Source organism: Mangrovimonas sp. CR14 (genome assembly GCF_011764015.1).
Classification (GTDB): Bacteria; Bacteroidota; Bacteroidia; order Flavobacteriales; family Flavobacteriaceae; genus Mangrovimonas; species Mangrovimonas futianensis.
Window position 1 is genome coordinate 44,694 of sequence record NZ_JAAFZY010000008.1, and the last position, 25,496, is coordinate 70,189.

Genomic DNA, 25,496 nt, shown 5'->3' on the forward strand with positions numbered 1-25,496 from the left:
GGTAATTCGGAAATAAAAATCCAAGCTTTCTGAGGATTTACTATTTCATTGAAATTATCTATTCCTTTTAGTATCTTTAAGACTAACTGATTTTGTGAAAGTTAACTTTAGAGCTATGGATAGGAAAGATTTTTTAAAACAAACCGGTTTGATTGGGGCCTCGGTATTGTTACTCAACCGATGTCAAATGTTCAGTCCTGCCCAGACAACTACCAAAGAAAATCAGGCTGTAACTATTGAAAAACCCCACGGTAAAGAAGACATATTTCAATATATCCAAAGAAAAAAGGGAGCTTTTGATAGAGTGCTTTACAAACAAATTTTAGGGTCGGCCAATGAATTCAAAGAGGGCGATCAAACTATAAAAGTGGCAGCCACCAGTTCCAGTTCCAGATTTCATGCGCGCGAATTGTTGGGCAATACATTATTAAAAAACCTCAATCAACATCCAGTTTATGAAGATGACCTCTTTAAATTCATCCAAAATTCAACATTACCAGATGAAACCATCCAAGATTGGACTATAAATGATTTAAAGACATTCGTTTTATCAAAACCAGAAGAAGAAATCAATATGATTATGCCTAGTTTATCTAGCGATATAATAGCTTGTTTGGTTAAATTGATGACTAATAAAGAGTTGATTCAAATAAGTCAACAGGTATTCAATCCGTTACCAGATTCCAAAATAGGAAGTAAAGGATACATGGGTGCCCGTGTACAGCCCAACTCCCCTACTGATAATATTGAAGATATATCCTGGCAAGTTTTTAACGCTTGGTCCTATGCCGTAGGCGACGTTGTTTTGGGAACCAACCCTGTTAGTAGCAATCCAACTTCTGTGGCAAAAGTTGAAGCAGCCTTACTTGATATTATTCAAACCTTTCAACTAGAAACCACCATTCCTAATTGCGTGTTGTCCCATGTAGATGTTCAAGCAGAAGTAGAAAACATGCATCCGGGAACAACGGGGATTTGGTTTCAAAGCATCGCAGGAACTGTTAATGCTAACAAAACCTTTGATGTAACTATTGATAAAATGCTGCAATATGCCTCTGAAAGAAATGGTCAGTTTGGATTTTATGCTGAAACAGGTCAAGGTGCCGACCTTACCAATGGTCATAGTGAAGGATTTGACATGGTCATGCACGAATCCAGAAAATATGGATTCTTAAGAGGGTTAAAATATAAGATTAATGAGATCAAAAAAGATAACAACTCATGGGTACATGTTAATGATGTAGCAGGTTTTATTGGACCCGAAGTCTTTAAATCAAAAGAACAGTTGGTAAGATGCTGCCTAGAAGATACGGTTATGGGTAAACTGCATGGACTCACCATAGGTTTGGATATCTGCTCCACGCTTCATATGGATATCAACCTAGAAGATCTTGATTGGTGCATTGAGCAAGTCATGCCCGCTAATCCAGCATACCTTATGGCGTTACCTACTAAAAATGACCCCATGCTTAGTTATTTAACCACTGCTTTTAGCAATCATGTAAAGATTAGGGATCAATTTGGATATCGTGTAAACGATGCCATGTGGGACTTTTTCAAACACATAGAAGTCATTGACGAGCTAGGAAATCCTACCGAACATTTTGGCGACCCCATTTGGGTTTATTACAAATATCAAAAAGCAAAAGGAGATGTTAGATCTTTTGAGATAATTACTGAAGAAGGTCAAGCCTTTATCGATAGAATAGAAAAACGAGGGGTGTCAATTGCACAAGGCTATGGAGAAAATCCTTGGGATTTGGAACCAAAATTAGATGCCAAAGTACATCAACTGTATGAAGATGCCAAAATCAGCCTTTGGACTGAAATGTCGTCAGAATTTATTCAAACCATTCCTGCCGCCTACCCCATTATAACCCAAGCACAAAACCGAAAGGATTATGTTTATCATCCTGCTACTGGTGAGCGCTTATCTGAAAGTTCCATAGATAAATTAAAACGTCTCAAAAATACTTGGGAAAGCTCAGCTCCTGATATTCAGATTATCATTTCTGATGGCCTTAATGTAAGAGCACTTCAAGACACTGGTCATTTGCAACCCTATTTAACCGAATTAATTCAAGGTATTACTGAATATGGATACAGCTTGAGTGAACAACATTTAGTCATCACTCACGGAAGAGTAAGAGCTGGTTATGCCTGTGGCGAACATTTATTTGGTACTTCAAAGCATGCAAATAAATATCATGGAATTATTCATATCATTGGAGAAAGACCGGGTTCTGGACATCACAATTTCTCAGCTTATATAAGTGTAGGATCAACAGGTTTATGGCACAAAAAAGGAGGTGTCGATCATGATATTACTAGAGTGATATCTGGTATTTCAGATACTGCCTTGAAACCTCAAGAAGCTGCCAAGGAAACAATGACCCTTATAGACAACCTATTTAAATCTCAACACAGCAAACAGCAGGTTTCATAAAACCAAATCCCCGAAAAGTAAAAAAGCACTTCAATGGAAGTGCTTTTAATTTTTTATTCGAAATATTAATTACAACTGATTGCCATGTATATCCAATTCGATCATAGGCTTTCCTAGTTTCTTCACTTCATCCCATTGAGTTGATTTATCACCTACAATGACATAGATCATTTCCTTTTCTTTTAGGTACTTGTTTATGATCTCCTTATAGTCAGCAACAGTCATACTGATCAATTCTTCCTGATCCTTTTCGATATAATCCAATGGTTTGTCATATTTACTAATATTCCTAAGAACACCCATTTTGGAACCCAAACTCTCAAAGGCTCTGGTATTATCCTTTAAGATTTTATTCTTGGTGATTTCAACTTCCTTTTCACTGAAATTAGGTCCGTAATTAGTGAGCATATCCTGAATAATTTCCAGAGATGGTAAGGTTGCATTTGCTCTAACATTGGTAATTACATAAAAAGGACCTACCTCTTTACTAGTGGCAATTCCTGAATAGGCACCATAAGTATATCCTTTTTCTATCCTAAGGGTTTGGGTCAACATGCCACTAGAACCACTACCTAAAACTTCATTTGCAAATTCTAAATTATTAAAATCGGCATCTTCAGCAGAAAGCGCCAATTTACCGATATAAAGAACTGATTGTTTGGAATCAGGAACGTCAATAAAATAGATTGTATTTGCTTTTGGAGACTCTGGCAGGGTGTAAGATGGCATTTCGGGAGCAGCCGCTTTCCAAGTATTTAAAGCCGCAAATACTTTTTCAGCTTGAGCTCGGGAAACATCTCCTACCACATGAACCTTAGCATTTTCAGGAGAGAGCATCGCATAATATGCTTTTAAGTCCTCTAGTGAAATCCCAGCTGTTGTCTCTAAAGTACCACTGCCTGGAATTCCAAAAATATGGTCATCTCCATAAAGTAATTTGGCGTAATTGATGGATGCAATAGATCTAGGTTCTGCTTCCCTTCCTTTTAAACTCGTTTCAAGAGCCTGTTGTAATCTTGAAAATTCTTTGGAATCCCATCGCGGTTCCAATAACATTTCCTTTACCAAGGCTATGGTACCTTCTAGGTTTTTACTTAAACAAGATCCTGTGATTCTAAAATCTTCATTAGAACTTGAGAATGAAATACTAGCTCCAAGCATCCCTATGGCCTCTTCTAATTCTGCTGGTGTTTTGGCAGCAGTACCTTCCATCATTAAATCACCAAGTAAATTGGCAACACCTGACTTTTCTTTGGAATCCAAAAGGTGCCCTCCAGGAATGGTTATTTCAAATTGAACTAAAGGCACTTCATTGTTTTCAATCCCATATAAAGTCAATCCATTATCTAAATTGGCCTTATAAATTTCGGGAGCTTGAAATAAAGGCATGTCACCAAAAGGAGGTTCACTCCTATCATATTTACTCGGTGTTTTCTCATAATCAGCCTCTTCTCCTTGACCTACTTCTTCGGCTGCAACATCCTGTTTTACCTCTTCCATCCAAACAGTAGCCTCTTTGGAATTTGCTACTGCCAAATCCAATTGCCCTTTGGGAACCACACTGGTCATCACATAATTCTGACCTTTGATATATTTGTTATAAACCCTCATAACATCCTCCTTTGTAACGGCATTGGTAAGATTGGCTGTTTGGGTAATATAACTAGGATCACCATTGAACTCATTATCTTGAACCAATTGAAATGCTTTATTCAAAACGGTACTAACACCTTGATATAACTGCGTTTCCAATTCTGCTTTTATACGTTTCAAATCTTTATCCTCTACTCCATTAGTTTCAAATCGCTTCAAACCTTCATCCAAAGCTATTTTCACAGAATCCAAATCAACCGCATTATTGGCTCTTACCCTCAATACAAATTCTCCTGCCAACTCACTACTGTTTTGATAAGAACCAACATTGGGAGTCAATTTCTTTTCCTCAACAAGCACCTGATAAAGAGGCGCTTTTTTACTTCCGCTCAAAAGATTTCCCAAAATATTTAACGCATAGGTATCTGGATGATACTCTTCAACGGTTGGAAATACCATCCGTAATTCAGGTAACTTGGCGAAAGTATCTTCAAAATATAAAGACTTGCTTTCAGTTAAAGTAACAGGCATTGGCTCCAGAGGCTCTACATCTGGTCCACTGTTAATCTCACCAAACCACTTTTCAACTAATTCTTTGGTTTTGGCAATATCAATATCTCCAGCGATAACCAAAGACGCATTTTTAGCCCCATAGTATTGAGCATAAAACTCTTTAACATCATCAATCGTAGCTGCTTGTAAATCTGGCAATTGCCCTATTACCGTCCAATTATAAGGATGGCCTTCTGGATAAAGATTTTTTCTAATAATTTCATCAGTATATCCGTAGGGTGAATTATCAACTCTTTGGCGTTTTTCATTTTTAACAACTTGTTTTTCACGTTCCAAAGCTGCTTCTGTTACGGTGTTAATCATATACCCAAATCGATCAGAGTCAATCCAAAGGATTTTTTCAAAAGCGTCTTTTGGAACCACTTCATAATATACCGTTCCATCACTCCAAGTTCCACCGTTACGTTGACCACCCCATTCTGGAATTAATTTTCTATTGGCTCCTACAGGTACATTTTCTGAATCATTAAAACTCATGTGTTCAAAAAAGTGGGCAAATCCCGTTTTCCCTGGTTTCTCCCTATTGGAACCAACATGCATCATAGTTGCCACCGCAACGATAGGGTCACTATGATCTTCATGTAAGATAACTTCCAATCCATTGTCTAAAGTGAATTTTTCATACGGAATTTTAAAATCAATAGTGTTTTCTGAATTTTGGGCGGTATCCTCAGCGCCAGTATTTTTATTACAGGAGGTAGCCAACAAAAAGACAGCCAATAAAGTAAAGAGTGCTTTCATTTAAATCTTGTTTTCTGATTAAGTCTTAAAAATACAGAATATATTTAAAATGTCATGCTGACATAAAGCATCTCTATTTCTGACGGATTTAAGTGTGTTTTTCACCCTTATTCAGCTTGTCATTTTTTATCTTTACTACTTTAATCTATATGTCATTTCCTATGATGAATTTTTTCCATTACAAAAAAACAGTAAATCACATTTTAAGTATCTTTTTACTCGTCACTACTTTAGGTATATCACAAACAAAAGAGAATCCTATTCCTCGTATTGAAACCCAAAATGGACGACATGCCTTAATTGTTGATGGAGAACCTTATCTTGTTTTGGGAGCACAAAGTAACAATTCCAGTTCTTGGCCAGCCACCCTTCCTCAAGTCTGGTCGGCCATGGATCAATTACATATCAATACTTTAGAAATACCTATTTATTGGGAACAATTTGAACCCCAACCAGGTGTTTATGATTATAGCGTGATGGATAGCATCATTAAACAAGCCCGAGAACGCAATCTAAGAGTTATATTACTTTGGTTTGCCACCTGGAAAAATGGTTCCAATCATTACATGCCACAGTGGATGAAATTGAAACCAGATACCTACTTCAATATGGTGAACAAAAATGGAGAACCTATTGATTCCCCATCCCCTCATGCCCAAGCAACCTTAGAAGCAGATATAAAGGCATTCTCAATGTTTATGAACCATCTTAAGGAAGTGGACCCGCAACATACAGTAATTATGGTACAGGTTCAAAACGAACCAGGTTCCTGGGGAAGTGTCAGGGATTATTCTAAAGACGCAAACAAACTCTTTGAAAGTAAGGTTCCTAAAGAAGCTTTAAAAGCCATGGAAGTATCCTCAAATAATGGAGGAACCTGGAAACAAGTCTTTGGAGAACATGCTGAAGAATACTTTCATGTTTGGCATGTGGCCTCCTATATAGGACAAGTCGCCTCGGCTGGAAAGGCCATATATTCGCTTCCTTTATACGTGAATGGCGCTATTAGAAACCCTATTAATCCAGGTCCTCCCTACTATCAGGTAGGTGGACCCAATGATAATGTTTTGGATCTATGGAAAGCTGCAGCGCCTGATATTGACCTATTAGCGCCGGATATTTATTTTAAGGATACCCAAACCTATTTAAAATCATTAGAGGTTTACAGTACCAAAACCAATCCATTGTTTGTTCCTGAAACCTTTTGGCATGAAGATTTTCCCAAATTTTTCTATGCCGCTTTGGGAGAAGGCGCCATAGGTTATGCCCCGTTCGGATTGGATGATACCAGATTACGAATAGGTCCAGATGGTAAGCCCATGACTTCTAAAGACATGTATGAACCTACCGCGCTTAACTTTAAGTTATTTAAGCCCATGGCAGATGTGATTGCCAAGTTGAATTATGACGGTCACATCCAAACAGCAATTCAATTACTACCAATTGACCCTGAAGCCGAAAAGGGAGGTGCTGTTGACCGTGAGAATTATGTCACCGACCAAACGATTTCTTTAAAATCATGGGATTTAAATATCGCATTTGGGACTTTTGATAGAATGTCAAGATCTTCTTTTCAACCCAAACATCCTGATGGACGCCTATTGGTTGCCGAACTCGATACCAACGAATTTTTGTTAGTGGGTTACCATTGCCGAGTCATGTTTGAACCTTCTGGAAAATATGCCGATAAGCCTTGGTGGTTTTTAAGTGTTGAGGAAGGACACTATGAAAATGGTACTTTTGTTATGGACCGTATCCTAAATGGAGACCAAACTGATTGGGGGTTAAATTTTGACACTCCAAAGGTACTGCGAGTCAAACTTTATACCAGGTAACTAAAAAGTAGGCCATTTCTTATGGATTAGCAATTTATTAAGAACATGTAACTTACATTTAATTACATTTGTAAGAACCATCTAAATTGTATTAGGAATTGTCTACAGATTCTACCAAAACCTCAAAGAAGAGGAGACATCGTGTCTTCCGAATTCTTGTAAAAGTGTTTTTGGTACTCCTAGTCCTTTTTATCCTTTTGGTTCTTTTCATCAGGAGTCCGTGGGGACAAGATATTATTGTTCACAAGGCCATAGACTATGTCACCAATAAAACCCACTCCAAAATAGAACTGAAAAAGGCTTTTATAACCTTTGACGGCGATATACAAATTGAAGGTCTCTATGTGGAAGATCAACAAGGAGACACATTAGTTTACTCTAAAAGACTTGAAGCCAACATGCCGTTGTGGGCGTTAATTACAGGTAAGGGAATGGGTGTTGATGATTTGGAATGGGAAGGATTACGTGCCAACATCATCAGGAAGGATTCTATCAATGGATTTAATTTCCAATTTTTAATTGATGCATTTGCTTCCAATGAAACACCGGTTGAATCAACTCAAGATACGGTTTCCAAACCCTTTAATCTTGTATTGGGGTCTTTGGACTTAAAGGATTTTAACATCGTTTATAATGACCAAGTAACAGGCATTCAAAGCACTTACAAGTTTAAAACCTTGGAAGTTGACATGGATGAAACCAATTTGGAAACCATGACTTTTAAAGTCGATGACCTTGAATTACAAGATGCCTTTATTGATGTTACCCAAACTCCTGTAATAGCCAGCTCTGAATCAGAAACGTCCATACTTCCATTCATTTCAGTGGATAACCTAACCCTGAACAAGGTAAAAGCACATTATAAATCCATTGGAGACGGTTTAGAAGTGAACACAAATATTGATGATTTTAATACTGAAATTGAAAGCATTGACTTAACAAACCAAGCGTTTGTTTTTGGGGAATTGAATTTAAAACAATCACAAATTGACATCAAAACAACCAAAAAAAATTCAACCGAATCCAATGAACCATTGGCTTCTGATTCCAACTCCCTTGAATGGCCAGACCTTCAATTAACCATTGGTGAAATAGATTTTGAGGACAATCAATTCAGTTTTATTTCCAACAATCAAAAACCGAAAAAGGGCACTTTCAACCCAGAAGCCGTAGTCATCACAAATTTCAACCTTCAAGCAGCTAATGTGCTTTTGAAAGATAAGACTGCTGGATTAGAATTGAACACATTAAATTTTAATGAAGCCTCAGGAATTAACGTCCAAGAAATAGGTGTTGGATTAACAATAACAGATCAAAATCTTAAAATTCAACAACTAAACGCCGCAATAAATCAAAATAAAATCAAAGGAAGCCTAGACTTACAATATGCCTCTTTAGCCTCTTTTTTGGCAAACCCAGAACAAGCTAAAGTAAATTTGAACCTAGCAAACATGACATTTGACTTGTATGACGTGTTTAAGTTTGAACCCAGTCTTAGGGACAATCCATATATGCAAACACTCGGACAAAAGGCACTTCAAGGTAACCTGAAGGCACAAGGAACTTTGTCTGATATTCAAATTTCTCATTTGAATATCCAATGGGGAAAAGAAACGCAAATAGACTTAAAAGGTCAGATTAAAAAAATAACCACTCCAGATTCCATAACTTTTTACATTCCGCAATTTAGAGCAACTACGGTAAGATCTGATCTCATCAAATTTGCTTCGGAAGATTCATTAGGTATCCAGTTTCCAGAAACCGTTAATCTCCAAGGTAAAGCCAAAGGCAACCTCAACAATATTCGAGCCACCGCCTTGTTAAACACCTCACAAGGAAACGCCAAATTAGAAGGTTTTTTCAATAAAGAAGCAGGTATTCATTTTGATGTAAATGGTCAGATTGATAATTACCAACTTAATGAATTGCTTAAAAATGAAGATTTAGGTGCTTTAAGTTTGAGTATAGAAGCTAATGGCACAGGAAGCAACATCAATCATTTAAATGCTCAATTGGATGCTGTTGTTTCAGAATTCAAACTAAAGCAATATGATGTTAAAGACCTAAGCATTCAAGGAGAATTGGTCAATGGAAAAGGTCATATTACATCAAATTACAAGGATGACAACCTCAATATGAATCTGGATGCCTTAATCACTTTAGACTCTATTGCCCCAGAAGCGAAGATAGATTTGAATGTTATTGGGGCTAATTTAAACGCCTTGGGAATTACAGACCAATCTCTTAGAACTGGGTTTCAGTTAGAAGCTGATTTTAAAGGTAATAGTTCGTCATTTGATGTTGAAACGCAAATTAATGAGGGCGTAATCGTTTATGACAATAAAAGGTATTTACTTGGTGATTTACAAGCTCAAGCCCATGTGAGACCAGATACCACTTCTGTCACTATACACAATAAAATAATTGATGCCGATTTGGAATCCAATTCAAACCCGCAAACCTTTAGCAAAGCTTTATCACAACACATACAAAGTTACTTTTACAGAGATCTCCAGAGGGTGGATACTTTAGAGCGGCCTGTTAAATTAAAATTCAAGGGTACTATAAATCCGTCTCCTCTGTTAAATGAAGTATTACTTGTCAACGTTGAAGATTTAGACACCATTCAAATTGCTATGGATTTTGATGAAATGGCTTATCGATTAGACACAGAAATTACGGCTCCTCATATTAATTATGATGGTAATAAATTGGATAGCCTTCATTTTGATATGCTTACTGATAAAGAACATTTTGATTTCAATTTCAGGTTTAAAGAATTAACGGCTGGTCCATTGGTACTACCTCAAACCATTTTTTCAGGTCATCAGGAAAACCATGAACTCTCACTACAATTTATCGCTAAAGATCAGGACACTACCGTAATGCGTATGGATTCCAAAATTACCGGTGATAGCGAATTGCTTCATTTCCATATAGACCCCGAAACCCTTGTATTGAACAAAAACAATTGGCAAATTCCTGCCACGAATCAAATTGATTATTCAAATCAGAAACTAACCTTTCAAGATGTTCTTTTTCAGTTTCAAGACCAAGAAATTCAATTGACTCATGAATTCCCTAACATACAAAAAGATCATGTAGCTATGACCTTCAAGCAATTAAACCTTGAAGAACTGCTAGGATATTTCAATCCTGACAAAACACTTGCAACTGGTTTAATAAATGGGGATTTAATAGTTGAGGATCCTTTTGGTAAAACTGGTTTAAATGCCCAATTGGACATCAATCAACTTCATGTATTAGACGTAGACTTAGGCACGCTTTCCCTAAAAGGAAAACCGATACAAGACCAGCAGTATGATTTTTATCTATCTACAAAAGGAGGCATGGTTGATTTGGACCTTAAAGGCGACTATTTAGCAGGAACAGAAAGAGCAGCCTTAGATTTGGATCTCAATATCAATGAATTTCAAATGAAAGCAATGGAAGGTTTCAGCATGGGAGCATTGACTGATACAAATGGTAGCATGACAGGTAAATTTCAAGTTAATGGAGCACCTAGTGATTTAAAATATCAAGGCCAATTGGATTTTAATAATGCAGCTTTTAATATAGCCAAGTTCAATGCCGCCTTCTCCTTAAAACAAGAAAGTGTTCAAGTAACCAATGAAAAGATTTCATTGAGTAAATTCACCGTTTTAGATGCCAACAACAATCCTTTAATACTAACTGGAGACATTCTTACTGAAAATACTTTAAATCCTTCTTTCAACCTTCAAATTCAAGCAACAAACTTTCAGCTTTTAAATGCTTCTGTTGATGACAATGATTTTGTTTATGGTAAAGCTGTTTTTGATGCCACCGCAAGTTTAACCGGAAATCTTCAAATACCTCAATTGGATGTAGAGGCAACTGTTGGTAATGAGACCGACATTTCATATATCATGCCTTCGGCTTCTGTCAACATGGAGCAACGAGATGGTGTCGTTATTTTTGTAAACAAGGATCATCCAGATGCTATTCTTACACAAACCGAAGAAACAACTTCCACACTTAAAGGTTTTGATATAAAAGCTCGCGTTAAGGTAAAACCAGAGGCAGCGGTGACTATTATTATCAATGAGAAAACCAATGATAATTTTAAAGTTTCAGGAGAAGGAGATTTTGTATTCAACATGAAACCCAATGGACAAATGACTCTTTCAGGAGTTTATGATGTTACGGATGGTCATTATGAGATGAGTTTATACAATTTAGTAAACCGTCGATTTGATTTAAGTCCCGGTAGTAGAGTAACCTGGTCTGGAGATCCGTTTGATGCTGCCCTTGACATCAAAGCCCTTTATGAAGTTAAAGCTTCGGCTTCAGCTTTAATGGCAACCCAAACTTCAGGATCTGACCCTTCTCTGCGTAATAAATTTAGACAGGTATTACCATTTGAAGTATATCTCAATATTGATGGGGAACTCATGCAACCTGTTATCTCATTTAATATTGATATGCCAGAAAATGAACGCGGTGCTATCAATGGTCAAGTCTATGGTCGTGTACAGCAATTAAATCAACAGGAAGAAGAATTGAACAAACAAGTTTTTTCCCTGTTGGTGCTGAACCGCTTTTATCCCGAACCGGGCAGTGATGGTAGTAATGGTGGGATGGCCTCAGTGGCCCGTGACAACCTCAATGACGCTGTTTCTGATCAACTTAATATGTTTTCGGATAAACTACTAGGAAAAACAGGCTTTGAATTGGATTTCGGACTCGATAGTTTTACCGATTATCAAGGAAGTACTCCTCAGGATCGCACACAATTGGAGGTCGCGGCAAAGAAAAAACTCTTCAACGATCGTTTAACAGTAAGTGTAGGAAGCGAGGTAGATATTCAGGGAAGCAATCAAACAGAGGAAGAAACTCCGGTTATAGGAAACGTTACATTAGAGTATTTATTGACCAAAAATGGCCGATATCGCATTAAGGGATTTAGAAGAAATGAATTTGAAAATGTCATTGATGGCCAAACAATGGTCAGTGGTATTGCTCTAATTTTCACCATGGAATTTAATAAATTTAGTGAGTTTTGGCATGCTATATTTCATCCTGAAGATGACACGCAAGAAAATGAATCGCAGCAAAATCAAGTAAAAGAACAGGAGGCAGATGAGAATAACTAATAATTCATATAACATACAATTTAGATATCTCAATCTTGTAATTCTATTGTTTATTACCTCTTGTGGTGTGGAAAAATTTATCCCAGAGGATGAACGCCTTTATACTGGGGCAACATTGAGCATGTCCTCAGATACGACCATTGTTAACAAGGATTTATTAAAAAATGAATTGGAGCAGGTCTTAATGCCAGAACCCAATTCTAAATTCTTAGGAATGTACGTGGGGCTATATTTTTATTATAAAAATCAGAAAAAACATCCTGGATTTATTAATAGATGGCTCTATAAAAATTTGGGGGAAGAACCTGTTTATCAATCAGATGTTGAACCCCATGAAGTAAGGGATCTTTTGGTCAACAGACTTGAAAACAGAGGTTTTTTTTACAGTACATCTGGTTCGCAGGTAAATGAAGAGGACAAAGAAGCATCGGTTGATTATACCGTAAATATTACGAGTCCCTATACCATGGCTACCTATCAACTAGACTCCATTCCAAGGCCATTTTATCAGGAAGTGAAAACAAGTCTTGAAGAAACACCATTTAAGGAAGGCATGCGCTTTGATTTAGGAAATTTTGAATTGGAACGCCAGCGTATTGAACGTCAACTAAAACTAAAAGGTTACTTTAATTTCAACAATCAGTTTTTAATTTTTGAAGCCGATACCAACAGATATAAAAACAAGCGCTATGATTTGTATTTAAGTTTGAAGTCCCACGTGCCGAATAAGGCTTTAATTCCCTATAAAATTGTAAAAGTTAATGTGTATTCCAATTACGAATTGAATCAAGATTCAATTCAAATTCAAACCACACGCTATAATGAAAAAAACTATTTAGAAGAGCAACCTTTCTTTAAACCTAAGTATTTAGATCCCTTCATTCTGATTAAAGAAGGTGATTATTACCATCCTGAAAAATCTAGAAATACCGCTCGACGTCTATCTTCTATTGGGTCCTATAAATACGTGAATATTCAATATAAGGAGTTGGATACCCTGGAAAATGACAATTTGGGATTGTTGCAGGCAGATATCTACCTATCACCTTTAAATAAACGCTCTTTAAGAACCGAACTACAGGCGGTAACCAAATCCAACAATTTTGCTGGACCAGCTTTAGGGGTTACTTATACCAACCGCAACTTATTTGGTGGTGGTGAATCCTTTAGTGTAGGAGCCAAGGTAGGTTATGAAAAGCAAATTGCTAGTGGTAGCAGTAGTTCTTTGAGCAGTACCCAATTGGGCTTAGAAACAGAACTATTGGTTCCTAGAATGGTTTTTCCTATTCAATTTGATCATGATTATTTTGAATATGCTATTCCTAAAACTAAAATTGGTTTCGGTATTGACTATTTAAATCGCACCCAGCTGTATGCCCTACTTTCTGGAAACGCCAAGTATGGTTATGTTTGGAATGCCAATCGGTATGTCACTCATGAGATCAATCCCGTAACGATCACTTATACCCAACTAACCAATACCACACCCGAATTTGAACAAATCCTTGATGACAACCCGTATTTGAGAGAAAGTTTTGAACAAGAATTCATTGCTGGACTCACCTATTCTTTTACTTATAACGGCATGGTAGATGCAGCTAACACTCACCAGTTCTATTTTAATACCACCTTTGATATGGCGGGTAACATCATTAGCTTGTTTGGAAAAGAGCAAGAGCCTGGACAGCCCGAAAGCTTTTTAGGTTTAGAATATGCACAATATGCCAAATTGGATGTGGATTTCCATTATCATTTTAATTTTGGAAAAGAACAAAAAATCGCCACGAGGCTTTTTGCTGGGTACGGACTACCCTATGGAAATTCAAACGTTTTACCATTTGTAAAACAATATTATGCAGGTGGACCATATAGTGTAAGAGCCTTTAGAATTCGTTCCTTGGGTCCAGGAACATTCCATCAGGAAACAGATAATGATGATATTTATATAGACCAAAGTGGAAACATCAGGTTAGAAGCCAATATTGAATACCGCTTCCCTATTGTTTCATTTTTAAAAGGCGCCCTTTTTGTAGATGCAGGGAATATTTGGAACAGTAAATCCAATGAAATTCTTCCAGGGGGCACCTTTAGTAACAATTTTTATAAAGAATTAGGAATGGGTGCTGGTGTGGGTGCTCGTGTTGATGTTCAAGGATTTGTCATTCGTTTTGATTTTGCCACCCCATTTCATGATCCGTCTTTACCTGACGGCGAACGCTACAACTTTGATGTCAATGACACCATTTTTAATTTTGCTATTGGCTATCCCTTTTAGTACTTAATTCTTGACACTTTCATATATGACATTGATTTGCCTATATTAGTTCCCAATAAGAATATATCATAAAAGCATTCATGAGACATTGTCTTACCTTAGACCTAAAGCCAGACGAAGAACTTATTCAGAAATATGAAGAATGTCATCAACCTAACAACATTCCGATGGACATTCCAAAGGGCATAAAGGCCATTGGTATTTTAAACATGGAAATCTTTAGATGGGAAAACCGGTTATTTATGATTGTTGATACGGAAGACGCCTTTGATTGGGATGTTCAAATGTCTAAACTAGGTGACATGCCCGGGCAAAAAGAATGGGAACTACTTATGGATGCCTACCAACAAAGACTGGACTCCTCTTCAGACAAGTGGAAGAAAATGGAGCGTATTTTTTCACTTTCTGATTGCTTCTAATTCTATGAATACTAACATAAGCCACTCAATATTACCCAAGAAAAACAGATTCGTTTTTTTTCTTCTGGCCCTGTGTTTTATGGGATGGGGATTAGCAAACAACATTACGGATCCGCTGGTGAAGGTCTTTAAAAACGTCTTCGGCGAACTAAGCACCTTTCAAGCATCTTTAATTCAATTTACATTTTACTTTGGCTATTTTTGTATGGCTATACCAGGAGCACTGATATCGAAGAGGTATTCTTTTAAAATAGGTGTATTAGTCGGTTTAGGTCTTTACATCGCTGGTTGCTTTTTACTGTATCCTGCTACCCTCGCCCAAAACTTCCTTTACTTTTGTCTCTCCTTTTACATTCTTGCCTGTGGTTTGGGTATTTTAGAAACAAATGCCAACCCTTTTGTTTTGCTTCTTGGCCCAAAAGAAACAGCAACAGAGCGATTGAATTTAGCACAGTCCTTCAACCCTGTGGGTTCCATCTTAGGCGTGTTTATGTGTCAAATTCTAATTATGGCCCAGTTACCTACCAACACCCAAGGAGATTTAGCCATCCCTACTCATGAAATAAAAGAAACACTCGGAGTTATTATTTATCCTTATTTAATTGTTGGTAGTGTGCTCATATTGGTTTGGGTATTAATTGCCTTTACAAAAATGCCTGATTTAAAAAGAGCGACAACGGCTTTAAATATGAAGCAAACGGTTGGTCAATTGTTGCGTAAAAGTAACTACCGCTTCGCCGTATTGGCCCAATTTTTTTATGTAGGGGCACAGATTTCTGTTTGGACTTATACTAATTTCTATCTACCCGAACAGATAGGTGCTTCACAGGAATTAACCTTAAAATATCATACCGTTGCCTTGATTTGCTTTGGTATATTTCGATGGATTTTCACTTCTTTAATGCATAAAATTGCTGCTAGCAAACTCTTGTTTGTAGTGGCCATAGTGGCTATTTTACTCAGTTTAAATGTTATTCTAATTGGAGGCATGGTAGGTGCAATCTCATTAATTGCCATTTCAGCCTGCATGTCGTTAATGTTCCCTACTATATTCGGAATGGGCTGTGAAGGATTAAACGATGAAGAGACCAAAGTAGGAGCTTCTGGTCTTATAATGGCCATCCTTGGTGGTGCTGTACTAACACCTCTGCAAGGTTCATTAATAGATTTTAAAAATGTGTCTTTTTCATATGTAGTTCCTCTGATATGTTTTTTAGTTATAGCCCTTTATGCTGCTTACCATAAGAAACTTCTAAAAAAGAATGTATTATAGGTGGGAATCTTTCCTTCTGATATGGATTCGCATGGTTCCGGGTATGGGCTCCTTAGAAACCATTATCAAATACCCACCACCGCCCGCACCGGCCAGTTTCCAAGCTAAGGCTTTATCTTTATACTTGGCAATCTCTTGTTCAATACGGTCATTCAACATGTTAGGAAACATCGTTGTTTGGGCTTTAAAGGAATCTAAAAATCCTTGAGCAAACCTATCTAAATCTTGAGCTAATATGGCATCCCAAACTTGATCTGCAGCCTGTGCTAATGCCTTCACATTGGTTTCGTTGATATGGGTGTCTGACAGAAGATCTAATCCCTTTTCTCGCGGCCATAATAAGGTCATGCAAAGGTGAGCTTCCAACCAAGATAAAATTGATTCTGAGTGAATGGATTGAAATTTCTTGGGCCAATAATCATTGTCATAGTAATGCCTAACCAATCCAGGCATGCAAATACCAATTGCATCCTGAGCCCCTGATATAATGGAAGACCCGGGATCATTCTCAAACTTAAACAGGATTTCAGCCAGTTTTTCTGGTTTTTCCAAAGGAAGATAATAGGGCCATATATTTTTGGCCGCATTTCTTGTGGAGGTTGACATGCCGCACCTTTCATTGTATTCTATGGTAGGTTCCAGTGAAATGGTAAGCGCCCATCCTGGATGGAATTTGGACACATAGGGTTGATCGATCCAAGTGCCTGCCAAATCTATTCGGTAGGGCAGCGTACAATTTCCTTCGGTTCTAATGGCAGTAGTGGAACGCTCAGGTAAGCCCGCATCAGGTATACGCTTTAATACTTTAAAATCAATACCTAAGGAGTCACAAAGCTCCTTTTTTGCAGGTGAATAGCCATCTTCATTAACAACAAAAATATCTGGTTGCAGGTCCTTTAAATCCTCATCAAAATCCAAAATACCTGAACCTTTATTGACAAAGACTTTTTTGACGTGCTTGATGGCATCAATTACATACATTCGTTCTTGTTCAGAATTAATAGTATGTCTGCCCTTGAGCTCCAAAACGGTGGCATCTGAGCCAATGCCCACATAAAGATCTCCATAAGAAGCAGCCTCTTTAAAGAAAGCGATGTGTCCGCTATGCAACATATCAAAACAACCTGATACAAATACTTTTTTTGCCATTAATTGATTTTAAGGTTCGAAGATATTTGTTTTCCTACAATTGTACAATGCTACTTCACCTGAATTTTGATCTTATAAACTCTAAAAAAACAATAAACGTTTGAAACAAATACCAAAATCATCCTCAAAAAATAGTGAATTGTAATGGTCTTTCTTTTAGTCATTTCAACCTTGAATTGTCTTTAGGTTTAGTGGAGAAAGTAAATGTTTCGAAACATCATCATCCAAAACACTTCTTATTGCAAAACTGCTTTTAATACTATCTATCATGGTCAATTCCGAAATGCGTTCCAAAATAAAGTGATTGTAATCTTCCATATCCCTCAGCAATACTTTTAAGTATACATCAAAATCTCCCGCAGTAAAATAAGCCTCCAATACTTCACCAAACTGCCTTATTTCTGTTTCCAATAACTTCAAAATGGCTTTTTGGTGTTCCTTTAATTTGATCTGCATCAATACAATTAAATTCATATCCAAGGCATGGGGCTCAATAACGGCAGCATACCTGTGAATAACACCAGACCTTTCCATTCGTTTGATACGTTCATGTACTGGTGTAATAGACAAGTTCACCTTTTCCGCTATCTGTTTAATGGGTCTTTTGCAGTCTAGAAGCAATTCTTGTAATATTATAAAATCAATTTCATCCATCAATTTTTCTGTTTTAATATAGAAACATCCACTTCAAAAGTATTATTTTCTAATTTAGGTCATATATTAAACTATATTTTCTGAATTAACACAAATATATTAGTATTATTTTTTAAAGATTTACCTTTGTAGAATAAAATTTTACTAAAAAATGGAAAATTGGATTAAATCAACCTACAACAGAATTCAAAAAAATACGGAAACTTTTTTGGGCTATCCACTGGCCAAAGATTTTAAATATGACCAGTTTGCACCATTTTTAAATCTTTGTATCAACAATGTTGGTGATCCTGAAAACAATTCCACTTTAGCCATAGACACAAAAGAGATTGAACTAAAGGTTGTTCGTTTTTTCTCAAAAGTTTTGCAAGCAACTCCTGAGGATGTTTGGGGATATGTTACCAATGGAGGTACAGAAGGTAATTTATACGGTTTGTATGTAGCCAGGGAGGCTTTTAGTAATGCAACGGTTTACTACAGTGAAAGCACGCATTATAGTGTTAAGAAAAACCTACACTTGCTTCAGTTACCTAATGTGGTTATTAGATCCCAAGAGAATGGTGAAATGGATTATGAAGACCTTGAGAGTGTCTTGATTTTGCACAGGGATAAACCCGCAATCTTTTTCCTTAATATTGGAACAACCATGACTGAGGCTGTAGATCAGATTGACGAAATAAAAAAAATCATTAAAAAGTATGCCATCAAAAATTACTACATCCATTGTGATGCGGCATTTCTTGGTAGTTTTGCTCCCTTTGTAGATGAAAAGCCAAAATTCGATTTTTCAAATGATATTGATAGCATCTCTATATCTGGACATAAGTTTATTGGCAGTCCCATACCTTGTGGCCTGGTACTAGTTAAAAGAAAGCACCGTAATAGAATTGCAAACTCCGTTTCCTATGTAGACACGATGGATACTACCATTACGGGTTCTAGAAATGGTCTTACCCCCTTATTTTTATGGTCCTTCATAGAACAATTTGGTATTGAAGGCTTGCAGAAAAGAGCCAAGGAAGCTCAGAAATTAGCGAGATATACCGAACATGAGCTAAATAAAATTGGTCAAAATGCTTGGAGAAACAAAGATGCCTTAACAGTGGTTTTTGATAGTCCGTCAAAGGAAATCATTAAACAATTTCAATTGGCCACTGATGGAAACATCTCGCATCTTATTTGTGTTCCAGGTATCACCAAAGAGAATATCGACAACTTTATTGTGGCGTTACAACAAGAGCAAACAGTCAAAAAATTAGTTATAGAGGATGATGAAACCTCCACCAAAAAGAACTTATTTATACACAGTTAAAGGAATTTAAAAAAAACGAAAATACGCTTTTTTAAAAATTTCAAATGGGATGCCATGATAGTTTTTAATCACTATCATGGCATTTCTAGTTGGACCTATTTTAAAATAACATCAAGTTTTAATCCACCTAGACTTAAACTAAAAAGAATTCCATAACTTTCCTAAAAATCCAAATCTTATGAAACGAGTGTCTGTATTTTGTGGTTCCAGTTTAGGAAAAGATGCCATTTATAAACAAGAAGCCTTCCAATTAGGTAAAACCCTCGCCCAAAAAGGGATTGGTTTGGTTTATGGTGGTGCCCATATCGGATTAATGGGAGCCGTTGCAGATGGTGCGCTTTCTGAAAGCGGTGAAGTCATTGGGGTGATTCCAAATTTTTTGAGATCTAAAGAAATTGCTCATGAGGGTATTTCAGAATTGATCTTAACCGATACCATGCACCAAAGAAAATCGAAAATGAATGATTTATGTAATGGTGTTATTGTCTTGCCCGGAGGTTTCGGAACTTTGGACGAATACTTTGAAATGCTCACTTGGGGCCAATTAGGACTTCATCAAAAACCTTTAGGTATTTTAAATACCAATGGCTATTACAATCACTTAATAAACCATGTAGAAACCATGGCTCAAGAGGGTTTTCTATCTCAAGACAATAAATCCATGGTGATTATTGAGAGTGAAATCAACATGTTACTTGAAACCATGGCTTCCTACCAATCTCCAAAAACTGGCAAATGGGTTGATGAACAAAAAATTTAGATTTCAATGGTTTTCAAATCAATTTAAAACTATTTAAAGAGGAAAATTATTTTTACGTATCTTCAAGAACCTAAAAACCAATCATCTATGAAGATTCAAGTTTATATTTCCCTGCTCTTAGGCATCAGTCTCCTGTCCTGTCAACAAGAAAAACAAAATGCTATAACTTCTCTTTCCAACCATCAAGGAAACGAAGCTTTTTCTGTCATAAATTACGGCGCCAAAATTGGATATTTAAAAACCGAGACTTCGGGCGATACCATCCATGTTGATTTTGACTATAAAAATAATGGTCGTGGACCCTCTCTAAAAGAAACCCTTGTTTTAAATACCGAAGGCCTACCTCTTTCATGGTATATTGAAGGTAATACGACCTTTGGCAATCAGGTAAATGAGCAGTTTGAGTACGAAAATAAATGGGCTAGATGGACAGACGCCACTGGTTCAGATAGTTTGAAAACGACTTCTCCTCCATTCTATTCAAATCAAAATGGCAGCCCCTACTCCATGCTTTTAATGGCAAGACATCTATTGCATCAAAAAGATCAAAAAGCACCAGTCTTACCCCAAGGTACAATTTCTCTCCAAAAAATAGAACCCATTCAATTGGAAGGAGATACCACAAATTTAAAATTGGCGTCCTATTCCATTTCAGGAAACAGCATGAACCCAAGTTATTTTGTGATGGATGACCAGCAAAATTTATTTGCTACTATTTCTTCCCATACCGTCATCATTAAGGAAGGCTATGAGGACTACACACAAAAAATGATTGATCTTTCAGAAACCTACGAAGCCCAACGGTTTACCGATTTACAAAAATCTTACGCCCATAACTATCCCAAAAAGGTTAGGGTTAAACAAGTGAAGATTTTTGATCCGCAAACTTTAAATTTATCCAATTTGGTGTCGGTTGTAGTTGATGGTGACAAAATCTTGAGTATTGATGCTCCTGACACAGTTAGGGAAAATGAAGTTATTATAGATGGTAAAGGTGGAACGCTCATTCCCGGTATGTATGACATGCATGCCCACACAGGTGAAAGACAAGGCCTTCTTAACCTATTGGCAGGCGTGACTTCCTTTAGAGATATGGGAAACCATAATGACGTTCTCACAAATTTGATGGTAAAAATTGATTCTGGATTATTGGCCGGACCTAGAATTCACAGATTGGGTTTTATTGAAGGTAAAAGTCCTTATAATAGTAATGGGGGTATTTTGGTATCTTCTTTGGAAGAAGCCTTGGAGGCTATTGATACCTATCACAACCAAGGGTTTTACGGTATCAAATTATACAACAGTATGAATGGTGATTGGGCTCCAGAATTAGTTAAAAAAGCCCATGAATATGACATGTTTGTATGCGGTCACGTGCCGGCATTCTCAAATGCCAACGCTATGCTTAATGCAGGTTTTGATGAAATGACCCATATCAACCAAACCATGTTAGGTTGGGTTTTAGAACCAAATGAGGACACACGAACGTTACTCAGGCTCACCGCTATGAAGCGATTTCCGCAAATTGATTTAAACAGTGAGCAAGTGCAAGAAACCATCGGCTTGTTTATCAAAAACAATACAGCCATAGATCCTACTTTGGCCATCCATGAAGCCTTACTTCTAGGAAGAAATGGTACCATCTCCCCAGGTACTGTGGACTTTATATCTCATTTACCTCCCGCAGAACAAAGAAGCTATAAAGTTGCTTGGTCTGAAGTTACCAACAGTGAGGATGATGAAGCTTATAAAGGGGCGTTCAAAAAAATTATTGAGACCCTGACTCTTATGAAAAATAAAGGCATACAAATAATACCTGGAACAGACATGGGTGGCTCTTTCTTTTTCCATCGGGAATTGGAATTATACCAACAGTTAGGCTTTACACCAGCCGAATTGTTAAAACTAGCAACTTATGACATGGCTGCATATCTGGGTGATAAAAATCTGGGTAGCATTAAACCAGGATATTTGGCAGACTTCTTTTTGGTTCCCGGTAATCCTGTGGAAGACCTTAAAGCCATTAAAACTGTTTCCATGGTATCAAAAGGTGGGACTTTCTATTATCCGAAAGAAATATACCCTTCTTTTGGTATTGAACCATTTACAGACATGCCTTCGGTTAAAGAATAATTTTTAATTATTTCAAGCATCATTTTAAGTCTAAAGGTTTTAAATTTATAGGGACACTTAATACGTCTTAAATGAAAACCGAGAAAGAAAAAATGATGGCTGGTGAGCCATATGATGCACATTGTGAGGAAATGATTAGCATTAGAACCAAGGTAAAAAGGATTTTACACAAGCTGAATGTCACCGAATATTATACCGATAGATTTCAAGAAACCATTCATGAATTATGTCCAAACTCAGCTAAAAACATTCATTTAGAACCTCCTTTTTATTGCGATTATGGAGATAACATTTTTGCTGAGGAAGGTGTTTTTATCAATTTTGGAGCGGTTATTTTAGATGGTGCCCGGGTAACCATTGGAAGAAAAACATTGATTGCCCCAGGAGTTCATATTTATACCGCAAGACATCCTTTAGATATTAAAGAACGTAGGGTTTGGGAAGATTGCAGCCCTGTGACCATAGGAGAAGAATGTTGGATTGGTGGGCACGCAACCCTTTGTCCTGGTGTGACAATTGGAGACCGCTCGGTAATAGGTGCTGGTTCTGTCGTAACCAAAGACATTCCCGCAGATTCTTTAGCGGTAGGTAACCCCGCAAGAGTGGTAAAAAAACTAAATTTAAAAGAATAGAAAACTTCAATTTGACATCTTAGAGAGATTCATAGAGTCCAAAAATAATTCCAGACATTTTTTAAATTTTATTTCATATTCATTTCTTTATCTTAGTTGCATAAATACCCTATATGAAAAGATTTTTGGTTAAGTATCGAAGAAGTGCGTTCAGTCGTTTTATACAAAGGCACCAAAAATCAGCTCCCGTCATTTTCTTTATAGGTGGATTTATATTTGACTCGCTTACATTGGGTCGTATTGACCGACTTTATGATATGATTGTTTTATGTTCCCACATGACTTTGGTGAGCATAACCCTTTATCTTTTTAACGTTGCAGATGATGGCAAGTGGAAAGGTACCTTTTTAGAGCGTTTTGAAACCTACTTCCCTTTGGCCATTCAATTTTTCTTTGGAGCACTTTCTAGTGCCTATGTGATTTATTTTTCAAGAAGTGTCTCCCTATCAAAAACGACATCATTCTTTATTATATTAGTCATTCTACTATTTGCTAATGAGTTTTTAAAGCAACGCATTTCCAATAAAAATTTACAGTTTAGTGTTTATTTCTTTATAAGCTTTACCTTCTTTACCTTCATGGTTCCCGTGTTTATAAAAGAGATGAATCCAAATGTTTTTTTGATTTCGGGAGCCATGAGTTTGGGATGCACCTTATTTCTCATTCTTTTCATTTATAAAGTGAGTCCCACCACCCGCGCCGAAGTCAAACTACCTAGATTATTGGTGTTAATTTTTGGGATTTACATAACCATCAACATCTTTTATTATTTTAAATTAATACCACCGGTACCTTTGGCCCTAAATCACGGAATTGTAGCTCATAACATAGAAAATAAGGACCATAAGTATTTTGTGACATTTGAAAAAAGGAAAGCCCAACACATCTTTTGGCGAGAACACCGCTTGACTTATGCCCATAGGCCGGGTGAACGAGTTTACGTGTTTTCATCTGTTTTTGCACCAACCGAATTGGAAAAATATATTATCCACCGCTGGAAGTGGTACAATCCCAAAACTGAGGAATGGGAAATTGTAGAAGATATTGGATATGATATCCAAGGAGGCCGTGATGAAGGGTTTAGAGGTTATACCTACAAAGCCAATGTAAAAGAAGGAGAATGGAAAGTGGAAGTGATCACAAATGAAGAATTGATCTTAGGTGTCATCGATTTTGTCATTGTTAATGATGGCTCTTCACCCAAACATTTAGTCACCAAAAAGTTTTAAAAAAAGCGACCCTCGGGTCGCTTTTCAATTTAAGATTCAAATTCTTTAAGAGTTTCGATAATAATACTAACGCAATCCAATAATTGCTCTTCCGTCATAACTAACGGAGGTGCAAAACGAATAATATTACCATGGGTAGGTTTAGCAAGAAGTCCGTTATCACGAAGTTTCAAACAAATGTTCCAAGCTGTCTCGCTTTCCTCATCATCATTGATGACAATGGCGTTTAACAACCCTTTACCTCTAACCAAATTCACAATTTGACTAGTTTGAATGTATTTGTCCAATTCACTTCTGAACAAATCACCCAAGCGTTCAGCATTCTCTGCCAATTGTTCATCCTTAACAACTTCCAAGGCAGCCATGGCTACAGCAGCAGCCAAAGGATTCCCTCCAAAAGTACTTCCGTGAGTTCCTGGTTTAATTACTTTCATAACGTCATCATTAGCCAAAACAGCACTCACAGGATAGACACCACCGCTCATAGCTTTCCCCAAAATCAAGATATCGGGGGTAACATTCTCATGATTTACAGCCAATAATTTCCCAGTACGGGCAACTCCTGTCTGCACCTCATCAGCTATAAACAAAACACCATACGCTTCACAAAGAGCTTTGGCTTTACTTAAATAACCTTCTGATGGCACATAAACGCCTGCTTCACCCTGAATAGGTTCTACTAAAAATCCAGCGACCTTCGGATTTGACTTTAAAGTTTCTTCTAGCGCTTCTAGATTATCATAATCTATTTTGATAAATCCGTCCGTATACGGACCAAAGTTTTTTCTAGCTACAGAGTCGTTTGAAAAGGATATAATCGTTGTGGTACGTCCGTGAAAATTGTTTTTACAAACTACAATTTCGGCTTCATTCTCATCAATACCCTTAACCTCATAAGCCCATTTTCTACATATTTTAAGGGCTGTTTCAACAGCTTCGGCACCGGTATTCATCGGTAATAATTTATCAAACCCGAAATAATTGCAAGCAAACTCTTCATAACGTCCTAACATATCATTATAGAAAGCCCTTGAAGTTAAGGTTAGCTTCTGTGCTTGTTCGGTTAAAGCTCCTACAATACGTGGATGACAATGCCCTTGATTTACAGCCGAATAGGCACTTAAAAAATCGTAATACTTTTTACCTTCTACGTCCCAAACATATACCCCTTCTCCTCTACTTAATACTACAGGTAGTGGGTGGTAATTGTGGGCGCCGTATTGGTCTTCTAATGCTATCGCTTGTTGCGAAGTCAATTGGTCTAAAACAGCCATTTTAATAAAATTTTAGTATGAAAAAAATAACCATTCCTTCTCTACCTTTATTCCTTCGAAGTT

Annotated in this window: 15 protein-coding genes; 11 read left to right on the forward strand and 4 right to left on the reverse strand. The window is 37.0% G+C overall.

The window, feature by feature from the left end:
* Positions 1–115: 115 nt before the first annotated feature.
* Positions 116–2,446: an ethanolamine ammonia-lyase subunit EutB gene (gene eutB / locus GZ212_RS14650; protein WP_166961861.1), complete on the forward strand. Its 2,331-nt coding sequence runs from the start codon at positions 116–118 to the stop codon at positions 2,444–2,446.
* A 69-nt stretch (positions 2,447–2,515) separates the two neighbouring features.
* Here eutB and GZ212_RS14655 read toward each other — a convergent pair whose 3' ends face one another.
* Positions 2,516–5,353: a pitrilysin family protein gene (locus GZ212_RS14655; RefSeq protein WP_166961863.1), complete on the reverse strand. Its 2,838-nt coding sequence runs from the start codon at positions 5,351–5,353 to the stop codon at positions 2,516–2,518.
* Positions 5,354–5,514: 161 nt separating this feature from the next.
* Between GZ212_RS14655 and GZ212_RS14660 the strand changes: the two genes are divergently transcribed.
* The 5 genes from GZ212_RS14660 (at position 5,515) to fucP (ending at position 16,290) form a co-directional block, all read left to right on the forward strand.
* Entirely contained in the window at positions 5,515–7,188 is a 1,674-nt protein-coding gene (locus GZ212_RS14660; RefSeq protein WP_206080462.1) for a DUF5597 domain-containing protein, read from the forward strand.
* A gap of 98 nt (positions 7,189–7,286) precedes the next feature.
* Complete coding sequence (locus GZ212_RS14665) at positions 7,287–12,323, forward strand: translocation/assembly module TamB domain-containing protein (protein WP_166961865.1); 5,037 nt, start codon at positions 7,287–7,289, stop codon at positions 12,321–12,323.
* Entirely contained in the window at positions 12,310–14,598 is a 2,289-nt protein-coding gene (locus GZ212_RS14670; protein WP_166961868.1) for a BamA/TamA family outer membrane protein, read from the forward strand. Before GZ212_RS14665 ends, GZ212_RS14670 begins: the two co-directional genes overlap by 14 nt.
* 80 nt (positions 14,599–14,678) lie before the next feature.
* Entirely contained in the window at positions 14,679–15,017 is a 339-nt protein-coding gene (locus GZ212_RS14675) for an L-rhamnose mutarotase (protein WP_166961870.1), read from the forward strand.
* Positions 15,018–15,021: 4 nt separating this feature from the next.
* Positions 15,022–16,290 carry an L-fucose:H+ symporter permease gene (gene fucP / locus GZ212_RS14680; protein ID WP_166961873.1) on the forward strand — a complete coding sequence of 423 codons (1,269 nt, stop codon included), beginning with the start codon at positions 15,022–15,024 and terminating at the stop codon, positions 16,288–16,290.
* On the opposite strand, the gene GZ212_RS14685 is transcribed toward fucP, so the two are convergent.
* Together GZ212_RS14685 and GZ212_RS14690 are read right to left on the reverse strand one after the other, a co-directional pair.
* Positions 16,285–17,439: an adenylyltransferase/cytidyltransferase family protein gene (locus GZ212_RS14685; RefSeq protein WP_166961875.1), complete on the reverse strand. Its 1,155-nt coding sequence runs from the start codon at positions 17,437–17,439 to the stop codon at positions 16,285–16,287. The two genes, fucP and GZ212_RS14685, sit on opposite strands and share 6 nt — an antisense overlap.
* A 165-nt stretch (positions 17,440–17,604) precedes the next feature.
* Positions 17,605–18,093, reverse strand: coding sequence for an Lrp/AsnC family transcriptional regulator (locus GZ212_RS14690; RefSeq protein WP_166961878.1), 489 nt, complete (start codon positions 18,091–18,093; stop codon positions 17,605–17,607).
* A gap of 151 nt (positions 18,094–18,244) precedes the next feature.
* Between GZ212_RS14690 and GZ212_RS14695 the strand changes: the two genes are divergently transcribed.
* The 5 genes from GZ212_RS14695 (at position 18,245) to GZ212_RS14715 (ending at position 24,159) form a co-directional block, all read left to right on the forward strand.
* Positions 18,245–19,405 carry a histidine decarboxylase gene (locus GZ212_RS14695; RefSeq protein ID WP_166961880.1) on the forward strand — a complete coding sequence of 387 codons (1,161 nt, stop codon included), beginning with the start codon at positions 18,245–18,247 and terminating at the stop codon, positions 19,403–19,405.
* A gap of 178 nt (positions 19,406–19,583) precedes the next feature.
* A complete protein-coding gene (locus GZ212_RS14700) occupies positions 19,584–20,165 on the forward strand; it encodes a TIGR00730 family Rossman fold protein (RefSeq protein ID WP_166961883.1) in 582 nt (193 codons plus the stop codon).
* 87 nt (positions 20,166–20,252) lie between these two features.
* A complete protein-coding gene (locus GZ212_RS14705) occupies positions 20,253–22,298 on the forward strand; it encodes an amidohydrolase family protein (RefSeq protein WP_166961885.1) in 2,046 nt (681 codons plus the stop codon).
* A 71-nt stretch (positions 22,299–22,369) separates the two neighbouring features.
* On the forward strand, positions 22,370–22,930 hold the full coding sequence (locus tag GZ212_RS14710) for a sugar O-acetyltransferase (RefSeq protein ID WP_166961888.1): 561 nt from the start codon (positions 22,370–22,372) through the stop codon (positions 22,928–22,930).
* 113 nt (positions 22,931–23,043) lie between these two features.
* Positions 23,044–24,159 (forward strand): DUF2914 domain-containing protein, encoded by a 1,116-nt coding sequence (locus GZ212_RS14715; protein ID WP_166961890.1) that lies wholly within the window; start codon positions 23,044–23,046, stop codon positions 24,157–24,159.
* A 29-nt stretch (positions 24,160–24,188) separates the two neighbouring features.
* Here the strand turns inward: GZ212_RS14715 and rocD are convergent, their stop codons facing one another.
* Positions 24,189–25,433 (reverse strand): ornithine--oxo-acid transaminase, encoded by a 1,245-nt coding sequence (rocD, locus tag GZ212_RS14720; protein ID WP_166961893.1) that lies wholly within the window; start codon positions 25,431–25,433, stop codon positions 24,189–24,191.
* Positions 25,434–25,496: the final 63 nt, after the last annotated feature.